Genomic DNA, 14,103 nt, shown 5'->3' on the forward strand with positions numbered 1-14,103 from the left:
GGCCTTGGCCCAGGGGAGACGCCCGGCTCCATTCCGAACCCGGAAGCTAAGACCTGGCACGGCGATGGTACTGCATCCGGAAGGATGTGGGAGAGTAGCACGCCGCCGCACCAACACCTACGAGGGGTGGGACGCCACACGGCATCCCTCCCCCTCCTTCTTATTCCCAAAACACACACGCGCGCGGGCGGGATGACACGGGGACGCCCGACACAGGTGATAACCAATCGGCCGCATGCCGCGAAACGCACGAGGGCGGGACGACGCGATGATGCGACGACGCACCCCCGGACCGCATGCCGCCACGCACTGGCGGAAGCCCACGCCGACGAACGACCGACAGAAACCCGAACACCCGCACATCACCACATAGGGATACATTGTTAGGTGCACAGAAGCACCATATATCAGTGACGCGTGCAATATATCTGCGACGCTTGCAACGCCTGAAAACCTCTTGATTTGCCGAACAGTATATGATTCCCCAACACCATGTGTTCTTGAGCTGGATGGAAATACGGTCTGCTTTATGAACATGTATACTTCATGCGTATTCAACTTCAAGTGCATGTCACCTCAGCATATATTGCCTCTGCTTACAGGCTATGAAGCCGAAAGCACCATCGGGGAAGTGTGGTACTCAAGATATCCGACGTGTGATTAGACTGTTCTTGTAAGCGTTCGTGACGATGCCCCGCAGAGAATGTGCCCTGCATCCGTGACGACCATATTGTTTGGAGCATGTATGACCACCGAGATGATCAAGGAATATAGTGAACCGCTCACTCAACCCATTGACTCGGACCGGAGTATTTTCACCATCCTGGAGGAGCGTGCCGAGCGCACTCCCAATGAGCATCTCATCGAGTATCGCGATGCACAGGGAGCGTGGCAGCATTTCACCGCGCTCGAGTTCAAAGACAAGGTGATTGCACTTGCCAAGGGACTGATCGCTCGCGGCGTGATGCCGGGGGATTCGGTCGGTATCATCGCGCACACGTCATGGCAGTGGACGGCACTCGATTTGGCTATCATGTCCATCGGCGCGGTGACGGTCCCTGTGTATGAAACCAATTCACCAGCCCAAGTCCGTATGATCTTCAACGATTCCAATGTCCGTATGGCATTCGCCGAAGACGACAGCCAACGTGACAAAATCGAATCCGTCCGCAACGAGTGCAAAGACTTGGGCGACGTGTACGTCATCGCCATCGACGCGCTTGATGCGATCGAAACCTTCGGCAAAGGGGTATCCGACAAAGAGTTCTATGAGCGTGCCCGCGCTGTCAAGGGCGATGATTTGGCAACCATCGTGTACACATCAGGCTCGACCGGCACACCGAAGGGCATCGAACTGAGCCACGGCAATTTCGTGTTCATCATCATGTCCGGAACCATCAGCATGCCTGATGTCGTCACCAAACCTGGACGTCGTTTGTGGCTGTTCCTGCCCCTTGCCCACGTTTTCGCCCGGTACATCCAGTATGTGTGCTTCGCGGGGAGTGTGACACTCGGCCTGTCCAGCAATTTCAAGACGATGCTTACGGATTTCCACGCGTTCAAGCCGACATTCGTGCTGGCGGTTCCTCGCGTGTTCGAGAAGATTTACAATGCCGCCTCCCAAAAGGCCGGCAAGGGAGCAAAAGGACGCATCTTCGCGAACGCGACGAATGTCGCCCGTGAATGGTCGCGCGCCCAGCAGAAGGGCGATATCCCGGTTGCCTTGCGGATCAAGCATGCTATCTATAAGCAGCTGGTCTACAAGCAGATCATGGATGTATTCGGCGGACAGTGCGAATATGCTGTATGCGGTGGCGCTCCGCTCGATATGTCCATCGCTCATTTCTTCAACGGTGTCGGGCTGCCGCTGCTGGAAGGCTACGGCATGACCGAGACCTGCGCCCCGGCGTGCGTGAATCCGACGGTCGGATACCGGATCGGTACGCTCGGCAAGCCGTTCCAAGGTGTGAGCTTCAAAGTCGCCGATGACGGTGAATTGTGCATCAAGAGCCCGGCAGTGTGCCTGGGCTACCATAACCATCCTGAAATCACCAAGAGCCAGATTGTCGATGGCTGGCTTCACACCGGCGATCTCGGTGAAATCAGCGAGGATGGCTACATCAAAGTCACAGGGCGCAAGAAGGATATCATCATCACCGCAGGCGGCAAGAACATGTCGCCGGGTGAGGTCGAAGCCAGCGTCATGACATCCCCGGTTGTGGATCAGTGCGTGGTGATCGGCGATCGCAAGCCGTTCATCGCCGCATTGGTGACCATCGATCTGGCCGACGCGAACGCGTGGTTGGAATCGCAAGGCGCCGAACCGTGCAAGGATTTGGCCGAGGCCAGCCACAATCCGATCATCTACTCGGAAGTCGAACGCGCGGTCAATAAGGCGAACGAACTGGTATCAAGGGCGGAATCCATCAGGAAGTTCGAAATCCTGCCGGACACGTTCACTGAGCAGAACGGCATGTTGACTGCAAGCCTCAAGGCACGGCGGCAAGTGATCGTCGACCATTACAAGGATCTGATCGATCATCAGATTTATGTGCCGCGTAAGAAATAACATCGATCTGTAAGCGACAGGAACGAGGCCGTCCGACGGATCCGAACCGTCGGACGGCCTTCAGTTTTTGTAACATTGGAATCCAACGCACCGCATAGGTCCGCTGACAATGAGAGGGAGGATGGGACTGTGAACGAGCATGCAGTCGCCGGTGCTGACCGCAGTGCCGCCGCTGATCCTGTAGACACCCCCGCCGTCGCAGGTGATTACGCCGCCGACGTGGCAGACAACCATGGAAATACCCGTGACGGCAAGCCTGTGCCCGCGAATCAGCCGGAATCCAAGCGGGGGACCATGGTTACGGCGCTGCGCTGGGCGTGGCCGAACACGTTGCCGGTATTGACCGGATACTTGTTCCTCGGCATCACATACGGGGTCTTGATGGCCACCCACGGATTCCCGTTCTGGCTTCCCATCGTCACTGCGCTGGTGATTTACACCGGATCCATGGAATTTCTCTTGGTGGGGATTCTCTCATCGTCATTCAACCCGTTATCCGCATTCCTGACGGCGGTGGTGGTCGGAGCGCGTCATCTGTTCTACGGAATCGCCATGCTCGGCAAATACCGGAATATGGGCTGGAAGAAGGCGTATCTCATCTATACGACGAGCGACGAAACGTTTTCCGTCAACTATTCGGCGCGCATCCCACAGGACGAGCATGTCGATCGCGGTTGGTTCTACTTCTGGGTTTCGTTCCTGGACCAGATGTACTGGGTTGCAGGTTCCGCCATCGGCGGTATATTCGGCAGTCTCATCACTGTTGACTTGCGCGGTCTTGATTTCGTGATGACCGCGATGTTCATGGCGATTTTCCTGCAACAATGGCTCCAGGACGGCACTTCGCTGCAGCATGTGGCAGTCGATCATGTCTGCGAACTCATCGGGGTTGTGGGCTCGCTCGCCACGCTCCTGGTCTTCGGTCCGGAACGGTTCATGATTCCGGCTATGACGGTCATCCTCGTGTCGTTGCTCGCCATACGTCGTCCATTGGAACGCAGAAGCAAATCGGAGGGGGAACAATGACTTGGCAGCAACAGCTGATCACGATTCTCGTGGTGATTGTGGGCACAGTGGCCACGCGATTCACCCCATACCTCATGTTCTCCGAAAACCGCCCGATACCGCCGGTCATCAAGTATCTGGGGAAAGTACTGGCGCCCGCGGTATTCGGCCTGCTGGTCGTCTATTGCCTGAGGAATGTGAGCATCACCAGCGGCTCGCACGGCTTGCCGGAACTCATATCCTTGCTGGTGGTTACGGCATTGTATGTGTGGCGGCGCGATATGCTGACGCCGATGGTCGGAGGAACGCTGTGCTATATGGTGCTCATCCACCTGATGTAACGCATCCACGCATACGGTCAACGCATATGGTCTGATGCGGTCGTCTTGTGTCCTGACACCGGCATGTGCCTGGACACAAGACACTCCTGCTTACTGCTGGTCATGGTCCGCCGTCGTGGTGTCAATGACAGCGGAACGCGGGTTCTTCGCCGTATCCACTATGCCAAGCGCTCCATTGATCAGGAGCAACAGTCCAACGACCCGCCACAGCATATCGTTCGCACCGCCGGGATGAATCATGATGGCGAGTCCCACAATCAGGGCGATAACGTCAAGCACGAGCGCACCGATCTGACGGGAAGCGTGGCCGCCCCGCACGATGGGCACCAGATCCAACGCCGCCGATACCATGATGATGATGCCGAGCGCCACGAACACCAATGAGACGAACACTCCAGGCGAAATCAAGAATACGATGCCGACCACGGCACACACCGCACAGGAGAAAAGCGTCAGCGTCTGCTCATTGCCGACAGCATTGTCGGCTTTGCGCGCTTGAAGACCGCAATAGCCGAGAAACACGGCGCACAGGAGCAATGCGACGCCGGTGAGCTGAACCAGGAGCAGGCTTGAGCCTGGCTTGATAAGCAGCAGCAATCCGACAATCACATACAGTATCGGTCTGATCATTGGTGAATTCATTCTTGGCCGGTCCTTTCAACCATTTCGTCGATGAACGTTTCAGTCTGGTCAGTTTTCATGGTACTCGCCATGCTGCCGTCGCCATGGACCACAGCATACATTGTCCGGAAATATGATGCGCGTGTCCCCGGGATAGAATGACGGTTGACCGACTCAACATCCATACGCGCAAGAACCGCGGATCCTAGAAAGGCTGGCAGATGATCCTGACCACCACCCCAAGCGTAGAAGGCCACCGTATCATCGAATACAAGCCCATCGTATTCGGCGAAGTCGTCTCGGGCGTCAACGTTGTCAAAGACATGTTCGCCGGGGCGAGAAACTTCTTCGGAGGACGCTCTCAATCCTACGAGGAGGAACTGATGAACGCACACGAGCAGGCACTCAACGAAATGGCGCAACGAGCCCAGCAGTATGGCGCGAACGCCGTCGTCGGCATGGATATCGATTACGAGACGCTGGGTGAAGGATTGAACATGCTGATGGTCACCGCAAGCGGCACTGCGGTCGTGATTTCGTGATCTGACAGCCACAACGGCACGCCCGCATGTCTTCTGGGTACGGAAAACGGACATCCCGCACGACAGACAGAGACGATGGGATTCCCCACGCCGAAAGGCATTGCACCGGGTTGCATTGCAACGCGTGGCTCGCAGCGGCAACAAGAACGGCATAGATTCGGCGCAAGCCGGATCGGCAAGACTGCAATACGACAATACGGCAATACAAAGAAAAGGATGGCCTGTATGAGTAGTACTGAACCTGCATCAACGGGAACGACACCGGAAATTGACGGCCGGACATCATCCGGCGGCGACGTTGTTCACGAGCATGAGACGAAACAGCACGATTCCCCGGCGATCAAGCTGACTGACGTTGAATTCCGCAGACGCGGCCGAGTGATTCTCACTGACGTGAACCTCACCATCGCGCGAGGGGAGAAATGGGTGTTGTTCGGCCCGAACGGCATCGGCAAATCCACGCTCGTCAACATGATGAGCACCAGGGGATTCCCATCCGAAGGCACGGTCGATATCCTCGGCAACAGATTAGGCAAAGTCGATGTATTCTCATACCGTCCCCTGATCGGACTGAGCTCCGCATCGCTCGGCAGGGAACTGCCCCCGCAAGAGGATCCACTCGACGCGGTAGTCACCGCGCTCACGGCGACGCTTGGCCGCTGGCGCGATTCGTATACCCCGGCGGAGTATGAGAAAGCGCGGCGGCTCATGGCCGAATTCAATATTTCCTATCTTGAAGGCAAGCAGATGTACCGCTTGTCCGAAGGAGAACGCACACGCGTACTGATCTGCCGCGCGCTGATGGCCGATCCCCAGCTGCTGATCCTCGACGAACCGACAACCGGTCTTGATCTGGGCGGCCGTGAAATCGCGTTGCGTGCGCTCGCCAAAATCGGCAGGGAAGACCATGATCGAACCGTGGTGCTCGTCACGCATCGGCTGGAAGAAATCCCGCAGGGCTTCGACCATGTGGCAATCATGGGCAGGCTCAATGGCTCCGAAGCGGATGCGTATGAGACGAATGTCGCCGGCGGGAACCCACAACCGGGCACCATCGTCTACGCAGGGGACCTTCAGCGAGGTTTCACCTCCGAGCGACTGAGCAGCATATTCGGTTTGCAGCTCAATGTCACGCATGAGCACGGCAGGTGGGGCGCCTACGCCATCTCATCCGCCCTCTGATTGCGAGGTCGCCACGATGCCATGGCGATAGATTCGCCCGGCATCCAGACGGCGGCGATACCATAGAACATGGGAGTCAACAGCGCACGATGCGCGGAAAGGACAGTATGCCGAACCGAGGAGTGTTGCAGGCGGGTGAGAAAGTACAGTTCACCGACCGGAAGGGCAAACGAATCACCGACCAGCTGATTGTGGGCGGTACGACTCAAACCGAGCACGGCTTGATCATGCACGACCAGATCATCGGGCGAACCGAAGGCATCGTGGTCACGACAGTCAGAGCGAAGCGTGAGGCGCAGGTCAACCAGCAGCATCCCGAACGCGATGAAGGCAAACCGTGGAAGTCCGCGCGTGCGATCGGCGGTTGGGAATATGCGGTGATGCGCCCCCGACTCGCCGATTACGTCCTGTCCATGCCCAGGGGCGCGCAGATCATGTATCCGAAAGATATCGCGCAGGTCATCCAGCTGGGGGATATCAGACGTGGCATGCGGGTGTTGGAGTCCGGTGCCGGCTCCGGGGCGATGAGCCTGAATCTGCTGGACTCCGTGGGGTGCGAGGGGTCGCTGACAACCATCGAGATGAGACCGGAGTTCGCGAAGGTCGCGCTCGGCAACGCGACGGTGTATTTCGGTGAACGCCCAGGGTGGTGGGATCTTCGCATTGGGGATTTCGACAGTGTCTCGAGCCAATTGCCGGAGCATGCCTATGACAGAATCGTGCTCGACATGCTCGACCCATGGAATCGTTTGGAACAGGCGTATCGTGTCATCGCGCTCGGCGGGGTGCTGGTCGCGTATGTCACGACGACGACACAGTTGAGCCGTATGGCCGAATCCTTGCGGCAATCCGGGGTGTGGACCGAACCGGACATCCAGGAGACTTTGGAACGCAGCTGGAAAGCCCAAGGGCTTGCGGTGCGTCCGGACCACCAGATGATCGGGCACACCGGTTTCCTGATCGTCACCCGTGCCATGGCTGAAGGATGCCACGCCTTGCACAAGCGCGATCGTGCGACCAAGGACACCACCACCGATGTCGACGAGTTGAGCGCACAGCAGCGGGCGGCGCAGCTCGAGGATCTGGAACTGCGTGATATCTCCGACAGGAAACTGCGCAAAGTCTTGCGCGATCTTGACATGCAGGTCGCCAACATTTCCTCGTCGCGTGATGATTATGAGATCAGTGATGCCGCGTCCCGTGACGATGATTCCGCTACGTTGGAATAACGGCATAGTCAAGCTGAAAGAGGTATGGAATGACACAGTCGGTAAAGAAGATCGCCAAAACAGCCGGCCAGTATCGGTATGTGCTGCTGGTGATGCGACACGCGAAAACCGAACCGGCGAATCTGGCGGGTGACCGTGCCCGGGAGTTGACGGACAAAGGGCGTAAACAGGCGAAGAATGTGGCGCGCGGCATCGAGGCGCTCGGCATGGTTCCCGATCGGATCGCATGTTCCGGGGCGGTGCGCGCCGAACAGACGCTGGACCGGATGCTCAAAGTGTTCGGAGACGGCCCTCAAGTCGATTATCGGCAGAGCCTGTATGAAGGTGGCGTCCAAGCGGTGTTCGACGAAATCGCGCACACGCCGGACAAATACCACAAGCTCATGATCGTAGGCCATGAACCCACGGTGTCCATCGCATGCCAATGGATCGCTTCGGAACGTTCGGAGCAGTCTCTGCTCAATCTGCTCCAGTTGGGGTTGTCGCCGGCGACGGTCGTGGTGTTCGGATCCGACGAACCGTTCTCGAGTTGGCAGGTACATGCCGCGGATCTGCTCGCGGTGCTCAATCCGAAGGATTTGAGCGATTGATGTGAGTGAAGGACCGCTATGCGATGGCGATTCGATGGCGCGGATATCCATTCCGGCGACGGTATCGCATACGGCGTTGTCGTTGAAGTGGCATCCGGTCTGCGGCCATGTGGCAGCGGAGTATACCGTGGGCGTCATAACCCCTGCTTTGATGTCAGGCAAACTTTTTCATCTGACGCGTTTCCCCGGCTCTCTGCCCTCGATACATGCGAATCGACTTCGGAATCCACGCTGATCGACGCAATCGCATACGTACCGCCAATGCCGGCGGCATCCGCAGAAAACCGCGCGTTGTGCGGGCTCCGACAGCATGGCATCGAATGTTGTGCCTGCCGGGGGAGCCAATGATATAACTCGGGTTTATAACGACACCCATAATCGGCTGATGACCTTGTTGCGAGGATTTTTGATATGGTGAGCGCGTTGCAATAGATATCCATTTCGATTTTGGAGGACAGCCATATGACAGCACTGACTTCGGTTTCCGGATTCCCGCGCATCGGCAGCAACCGAGAGCTCAAGAAAGTCATCGAGGGGTACTGGAAAGGCGCCAAGACGCTCGATGATGTGCGTACCACCGCCAAGCAGTTGCGGGCAGAGCACTGGAAGCTGCAGCAGGAAGCGGGCATCGACCTTATCCCAAGCAACGATTTCAGCTACTACGACCAGATGCTCGACACCGCAATCCTGCTCGGGGCCGTCCCGGCACGCTACCAGCGTCTCGGCTTCGACCAGCCTGAGGACACGCTGTTCGCCATCGGCCGCGGCTATCAAGGCGACAAAGGCGATGTGACCGCCCTGCCGATGAAGAAATGGTTCACCACCAACTACCATTACATCGTTCCGGAGATTGAAAGCTCCACGCAAATTCACCTGGCCAGCACCAAACCGTTCGACGAGTTCAACGAAGCGAAAGCGTTGGGTATCATCACCAAGCCGGTGCTCATCGGCCCGTACACCTTCCTCAAACTCGCACGTGACCCGCAAGCCGAGGAACTCGAATTCGACCGCGGACTGATCAACGATATCGCCTCCGTCTACGCGCAAGTGCTCGGCAAGTTCGGCGAACTGGGAGCCCAGTGGGTGCAATTCGACGAGCCGTACCTCGTGCTCGACAAGGAAGACGGGGACGTCGAACTGTTCAAGAGCCTGTACGCCAAGATCCTCCCCGCCCGCGGCGGCAAGGTCAAACTGCTGCTCAACACCTACTTCGGCCACATCGCCGACATCTACGAAACCGTCAACCTGCTCGGTTTCGACGGCATCGGGCTTGACCTGATCGAAGGCAAGGACGAAAACCTCGCCGCCGTAGACAAGTACGGTGTCGCCGACGGCACGACCATCTTCGCCGGCGTCGTCAACGGACGCAACATCTGGCGCAACGATTACGCCGTCAGCCTCGGCGTGATCGACGCGCTGCGCACCAAGACCGACAACATCGCCGTCTCCACCGCATGCTCCCTGCTCCACGTGCCGTTCAGCACCGAAGGGGAGACCGGCCTCGAGCCGCAGGTGCTCAAGCATTTCGCATTCGCCGTGGAAAAGCTCGGCGAACTGCACGATATCGCGGTGTTGGCTGACCAGGACGATACCGCACGCCGCGACGTCAAGGCACTCGCCGACAACCAAGCGCTGTTCGACGGCACCCGCGTCACCCCGGACCAGGCTGTCGCCAAGCGTCTCGCCGCGCTGACCGCCGACGATTTCGTCCGCCAGCCCGCTCGCGCGGAACGCCAGAAGCTGCAGCGTGAGGCACTCGGCCTGCCGCTGCTGCCGACCACCACCATCGGCTCCTTCCCGCAAACCAAGGAAGTGCGCGCCGAACGCGCACGCCTGCGCAAGGGTGAAATCACCCGTGAACAGTACGACGAGTTCATCAAGCAGCAGATTGACGAATGCATCAAGCATCAGGAGCAGATCGGCCTCGACGTGCTCGTCCACGGCGAATTCGAACGCAACGACATGGTCGAATATTTCGGCCAGCATCTCAACGGCTTCCTGTTCACCAAGAACGCATGGGTGCAGTCCTATGGCACCCGTTGCGTGAAGCCTCCGATTGTGTGGGGCGACGTCTCCCGCGCCGAGCCGATTACCGTCGCATGGAGCGCCTACGCGCAGTCGCGCACCAAGCATGTCATGAAGGGCATGCTCACCGGCCCGGTGACCATCCTCAACTGGTCCTGGCCGCGTGAGGACGTCAGCCATGAACTGCAGACCCAGCAGCTTGCGCTCGCCATCCGCGATGAAGTACTCGACTTGGAGAAGGCCGGCATCAAGGTCATCCAGATTGATGAAGCCGCCCTGCGCGAGAAGCTGCCGCTGCGCAAGAGCGATTGGCACAAGAAGTACCTGGATTGGGCGATTCCTGCGTTCCGTCTCGTGCATTCCGCTGTGAAGCCCACCACGCAGATCCACACGCATATGTGCTATTCGGAGTTCAACGACATCATCCGCGATATCGACGCGATGGACGCGGACGTCATCTCCTTCGAGGCCTCCCGTGGCGATTTGGTCGTGCTTGACGCGATCCATGACGCGAACTTCGAGACCGAGGCCGGCCCCGGCGTGTATGACATCCACTCGCCGCGCATCCCGAGCGAAGCGGAGATTGAGCATCGCATCGACGAGATCCTCGCCAAGATGGACGTCAACAAGGTGTGGATCAATCCCGACTGCGGTCTGAAGACCCGTGGCAACGCGGAAACCTGGCCGAGCCTGGAGCATATGGTCGCCGCCGCCAAGGCGGTGCGCGCACGACTGGGGAAGTGACATGCACCAGCCGATGTTCTCCATCGAGGTGTTCCCACCCAAACGCAACGCGCCGGTGGGAACCATCTACGACACGCTCGACGGGCTGCAAGGCCTCAACCCCGACTTCATTTCGGTGACCTACGGAACCGGCAAGTCGTCTGACCGGACAGCGACTGCGCGCATCGCGAACACCATCCGCAAGGAGTATGACATTCCTGCCGTCGCCCACCTGACCGCGCAGTACACCACGCGGGAGCAGGTCGACGAGGCACTTGACATGTTCAGGCAAGCGGGGGTGTCCGCGGTGCTCGCGCTGCGCGGCGACCCGGTGCCCGATCGCGAACCCGCGGGGGCGTTCGAACATGCCAGCGATCTGGTCGCATACATTCGCGAGCATGACCCGGATATGACGATTTTCGGGGCATGCTACCCAGAGTGTCATCCGCAAGCGAGCGACCTTGACGAGGACATACGCAATCTCAAAATCAAGGTTGACGCGGGCGCAAGCCACCTGATTTCCCAGTTGTTCTACGACAACGCGGACTTCTACCACTTCCTTGACAAGGCGCGTGCCGCAGGCATCGATGTGCCAATCGAGGCGGGTATCATGCCGGTGACCAATGCCAAGCAGATTAGGCGCATGGTGCGCATGTGCTCGTCACGTGTGCCGCTGCCCCTGGAATCCCTGCTTGACAAGTGGAGCGACGACCCGAAGACACTCAAACAGGCGGGTGTCATCTACGCGTCGAACCAGATTGCCGATCTTGTCGCCCACGGGGTTGACGGTGTTCACCTGTACTCGATGAACAAGCCCGCTATCACACGGCAGATATGGCACAACGTCGAGGATCTGTTCTCGCCCGCGCACACGGGCACGGACTTCGCCTGAGTAATCTATTGCAACAAGCCGGCGGACGGTCGCATCATTCATGGTGCGTCGTCCGCCGGCTTTTTATGTGGCGTGCGGGGGTTGCGTGTGAGTGTTGCGGCTGTTATCATCCCGGGTGGTCTCTTGTCTCTGCCTCCGTGCGCGGCATCAGACCGAAGCGTGAGACTCTCGCCGTCGTTATCCTCACCTTCCTTGTATCCTTCTGACGAGATGTCCGCTACTCCTGCCTAGGGGCGGAATAGCGGTTCAGCATCTGCCTTGTCTGTCGGCGTATTTTTGTTCTGCAGCACAGACGGTCTCGATCAACACTATGAGAAAAACGTGGGAAGGACATGGGCTTCGCATTGCCACATGCATACGAGCGTGCATCTGCCAAGGTCGTCGAGGAGCCAGATGCTTTTCACAAGCCGGAACCCGAGGATGACGAAACGGTGTACTATCAGCGGTCTGGAAACAACTTCGCCGTCGTATCCGCCCACGGGTGCATTCATGCGTACTTCCTTCCCGATGATGGCATCGACTATTTCAATCGGCAGTAGTTGAGAGGCGCAATGTCATCGCTGTCGGCTGGCGCCAGTGGTACACAATACTGGTTACTCGCACGGGGGGCTGAGGTTCTTAATGACAGAGCAATATTTAGCGGCTGGTACCGTCTTCTTGAAGCGGGTACATCTTTCTTGCAAGATGTATTTCCGCTTCACAAAAATGGGTCGTCTGGAACTGTTTGAGAACGGTGGCTGTATCCAGCCCAAGTTGCGTCATTATTGCTCCGTAGCAGAGCACTTTAATAGCCATCGTAAGAGAATAGAGCTCTCTGTCAGACAGTGTCTTTGATTTATTATCGAGAGCGGATGTCTGGTGTATATAGGCGTTTCGATTGCGGCGCAAATCTTGCAGGAATCGCTTGTTGTCTGGGGTCACATAATCCGAGAAAGCGCCGAGCTTCTGCATCAAGGCGCTAGCGTAGTAACTGGCCGGAGGTATGTTATTCAACTTTCCGAGGACCCATTTAGCGTCTTCCTGATTATCGAGGCACGTATTAAGCTGTTTTCGAATCTTCTTGTATCTGGCTCTATCCATGTCTTTGGACGTCTCCCCAACCCGAGAGATTGCTTCGAAAGCTCCTGCGACTGTAGTAAACATTGGGTCGAGCAGGCTAATTCCTTTGCCACTCTGTACGCCGATCAGTATTGTCGCGGCGCGTTTTGCATCTTCATCTAGGTTTAGCCAGTGCTTGAAGATGTCCGGCAGCTCTTTGGAGACGAAGGTGTACGGCAGAGGCATGCGGTCGAGTTGGCGATCGCTGGGCTCCTCTTCCCCTTCAATAAGGGGGAGGAAACAACTGGCGTTATGCCCGTCGGCAGTCTGTATCTTGATTTCGTCTATAGAGCACCTAAACCCCATGCAGAAAGTGAGCATCTTCCACATTGGATAGACCCATTTGTCCATGGTGTTGTCTAACGGCATTGGGTTATTCATTGTAAAACGAAGGTTGACATCCTCTCTGATGTTGAACTCTTGCTGGTGGGGATGGTTCCTCATCGTTATTACGGGATGAAGCATGATTGTCATATCGTCATCACCGAATAGCGGCAGATCTTCGCAGTTCTCACTGCTCCAGATTGCGGATGTGTCTATCCATTTCCGTGCCTGATATCTCGACTCAACTTCGCCAAAGTGTTTCCCCACCCATCTCCAGAGTCCGGAGATCTTGAGGGTAAGGCTCCTAATGACAGGGTTTGGCTGTACAAATGCAGTATTGCAGACTATTGCAGAGGTCGCACGCAAGTTTTCGTATTTGGTTCCGGGAATTGAAAATCCCGGCCCCGGAGTAGAGAGATCGATGAGTGTGATTCGCTCCCCTGTCTGGCAGAAGCCGAAGGCTGCTGGTGCTTCTATCGGGGCCGAGCCGTAGATGATCGCGCCGTTGACGGGCTCCCTGTCAAGGAGGCATCCTATGGGAATGTCGAGTTCTACGCTTTTTCCAGTGAAGGATGCATCTCCTTGAACCCCTTCGCTTGTGAAATCAGCATTGCTGTTCAGCGCCCATGACGCCGTAGGAAATTTTCTGCTCTTCAAAATGTTCAAGCACCCCCAGCAAGTTATGTTCTGTGTTGCGTCGATGATAGAACTATAGTTGTATTCAACTTGTATTCAAGCATATGAGGAAGATGCATCAGGTGAAGTACTCGAAACTTGTCCACAGCGGAGCAACCCAGACCGAGCTCCGGGAACAGCTCGTCGGGGGAGACGCGACCACCATCACCATGTGCGATCCGAAGAACATCAAGGAGACGGAATCCGATGCCGTGCGGTTCCGGGGCATGGGCTTCTCCGTTTTCATGCGCTCTTGCACAATCAGCGAGTCGTCGGGACAGGAGTAG

General features: G+C 57.3%; 13 protein-coding genes and 1 rRNA gene. 12 read left to right on the forward strand and 2 right to left on the reverse strand.

What is annotated here, in order from left to right; all coding sequences use genetic code 11:
• The 4 genes from rrf to DSM100238_RS06710 all read left to right on the forward strand — a co-directional run.
• A 5S ribosomal RNA gene (gene rrf, locus DSM100238_RS06695) occupies positions 1-111 on the forward strand; the annotation flags it as partial.
• 646 nt (positions 112-757) lie between these two features.
• Positions 758-2,569, forward strand: a complete 1,812-nt coding sequence (locus DSM100238_RS06700) for an AMP-dependent synthetase/ligase (RefSeq protein WP_152355975.1) — start codon at positions 758-760, stop codon at positions 2,567-2,569.
• Positions 2,570-2,698: 129 nt separating this feature from the next.
• Positions 2,699-3,595 carry an AzlC family ABC transporter permease gene (locus tag DSM100238_RS06705; RefSeq protein WP_205730707.1) on the forward strand — a complete coding sequence of 299 codons (897 nt, stop codon included), beginning with the start codon at positions 2,699-2,701 and terminating at the stop codon, positions 3,593-3,595.
• Positions 3,592-3,915 carry a branched-chain amino acid transporter permease gene (locus DSM100238_RS06710; RefSeq protein ID WP_152355914.1) on the forward strand — a complete coding sequence of 108 codons (324 nt, stop codon included), beginning with the start codon at positions 3,592-3,594 and terminating at the stop codon, positions 3,913-3,915. The genes DSM100238_RS06705 and DSM100238_RS06710 overlap by 4 nt, the downstream gene beginning before the upstream one ends.
• Positions 3,916-4,005: 90 nt before the next feature.
• Here DSM100238_RS06710 and DSM100238_RS06715 read toward each other — a convergent pair whose 3' ends face one another.
• Positions 4,006-4,545 carry a DUF308 domain-containing protein gene (locus DSM100238_RS06715; protein WP_167511094.1) on the reverse strand — a complete coding sequence of 180 codons (540 nt, stop codon included), beginning with the start codon at positions 4,543-4,545 and terminating at the stop codon, positions 4,006-4,008.
• A 212-nt stretch (positions 4,546-4,757) separates the two neighbouring features.
• Between DSM100238_RS06715 and DSM100238_RS06720 the strand changes: the two genes are divergently transcribed.
• From DSM100238_RS06720 to DSM100238_RS06750, 7 genes are all read left to right on the forward strand, one after another.
• Positions 4,758-5,078, forward strand: coding sequence for a putative heavy metal-binding protein (locus DSM100238_RS06720; protein ID WP_152355916.1), 321 nt, complete (start codon positions 4,758-4,760; stop codon positions 5,076-5,078).
• A gap of 225 nt (positions 5,079-5,303) precedes the next feature.
• Positions 5,304-6,260 (forward strand): ABC transporter ATP-binding protein, encoded by a 957-nt coding sequence (locus DSM100238_RS06725; protein WP_152355917.1) that lies wholly within the window; start codon positions 5,304-5,306, stop codon positions 6,258-6,260.
• A 107-nt stretch (positions 6,261-6,367) separates the two neighbouring features.
• Positions 6,368-7,489, forward strand: coding sequence for a tRNA (adenine-N1)-methyltransferase (locus tag DSM100238_RS06730; RefSeq protein ID WP_152355918.1), 1,122 nt, complete (start codon positions 6,368-6,370; stop codon positions 7,487-7,489).
• A 29-nt stretch (positions 7,490-7,518) separates the two neighbouring features.
• Positions 7,519-8,079, forward strand: a complete 561-nt coding sequence (locus DSM100238_RS06735) for a SixA phosphatase family protein (RefSeq protein ID WP_152355919.1) — start codon at positions 7,519-7,521, stop codon at positions 8,077-8,079.
• Positions 8,080-8,541: 462 nt separating this feature from the next.
• Complete coding sequence (metE, locus tag DSM100238_RS06740) at positions 8,542-10,848, forward strand: 5-methyltetrahydropteroyltriglutamate--homocysteine S-methyltransferase (RefSeq protein WP_152355920.1); 2,307 nt, start codon at positions 8,542-8,544, stop codon at positions 10,846-10,848.
• Position 10,849: 1 nt separating this feature from the next.
• On the forward strand, positions 10,850-11,719 hold the full coding sequence (gene metF / locus DSM100238_RS06745; protein WP_152355921.1) for a methylenetetrahydrofolate reductase [NAD(P)H]: 870 nt from the start codon (positions 10,850-10,852) through the stop codon (positions 11,717-11,719).
• Between the two features lie 332 nt (positions 11,720-12,051).
• Complete coding sequence (locus DSM100238_RS06750; protein WP_152355922.1) at positions 12,052-12,258, forward strand: hypothetical protein; 207 nt, start codon at positions 12,052-12,054, stop codon at positions 12,256-12,258.
• A 97-nt stretch (positions 12,259-12,355) separates the two neighbouring features.
• Here the strand turns inward: DSM100238_RS06750 and DSM100238_RS06755 are convergent, their stop codons facing one another.
• On the reverse strand, positions 12,356-13,807 hold the full coding sequence (locus tag DSM100238_RS06755; protein ID WP_152355923.1) for an ApeA N-terminal domain 1-containing protein: 1,452 nt from the start codon (positions 13,805-13,807) through the stop codon (positions 12,356-12,358).
• Between the two features lie 74 nt (positions 13,808-13,881).
• Between DSM100238_RS06755 and DSM100238_RS06760 the strand changes: the two genes are divergently transcribed.
• Entirely contained in the window at positions 13,882-14,103 is a 222-nt protein-coding gene (locus DSM100238_RS06760) for a hypothetical protein (protein ID WP_167511095.1), read from the forward strand.

Source organism: Bifidobacterium apri, assembly GCF_009299485.1.
Taxonomy (GTDB): domain Bacteria; phylum Actinomycetota; class Actinomycetes; order Actinomycetales; family Bifidobacteriaceae; genus Bifidobacterium; species Bifidobacterium apri.

Bases quoted from the DNA above. Each gene is read 5' to 3' on its own strand.
- DSM100238_RS06730 (WP_152355918.1), top strand. From the start codon at position 6,368: ATGCCGAACCGAGGAGTGTTGCAGGCGGGTGAGAAAGTACAGTTCACC.
- DSM100238_RS06715 (WP_167511094.1), bottom strand. From the start codon at position 4,545: ATGATCAGACCGATACTGTATGTGATTGTCGGATTGCTGCTGCTTATC.
- DSM100238_RS06760 (WP_167511095.1), top strand. From the start codon at position 13,882: ATGAGGAAGATGCATCAGGTGAAGTACTCGAAACTTGTCCACAGCGGA.
- DSM100238_RS06735 (WP_152355919.1), top strand. From the start codon at position 7,519: ATGACACAGTCGGTAAAGAAGATCGCCAAAACAGCCGGCCAGTATCGG.
- DSM100238_RS06725 (WP_152355917.1), top strand. From the start codon at position 5,304: ATGAGTAGTACTGAACCTGCATCAACGGGAACGACACCGGAAATTGAC.
- metF (WP_152355921.1), top strand. From the start codon at position 10,850: ATGCACCAGCCGATGTTCTCCATCGAGGTGTTCCCACCCAAACGCAAC.
- metE (WP_152355920.1), top strand. From the start codon at position 8,542: ATGACAGCACTGACTTCGGTTTCCGGATTCCCGCGCATCGGCAGCAAC.
- DSM100238_RS06710 (WP_152355914.1), top strand. From the start codon at position 3,592: ATGACTTGGCAGCAACAGCTGATCACGATTCTCGTGGTGATTGTGGGC.
- DSM100238_RS06720 (WP_152355916.1), top strand. From the start codon at position 4,758: ATGATCCTGACCACCACCCCAAGCGTAGAAGGCCACCGTATCATCGAA.
- DSM100238_RS06750 (WP_152355922.1), top strand. From the start codon at position 12,052: ATGGGCTTCGCATTGCCACATGCATACGAGCGTGCATCTGCCAAGGTC.
- DSM100238_RS06700 (WP_152355975.1), top strand. From the start codon at position 758: ATGATCAAGGAATATAGTGAACCGCTCACTCAACCCATTGACTCGGAC.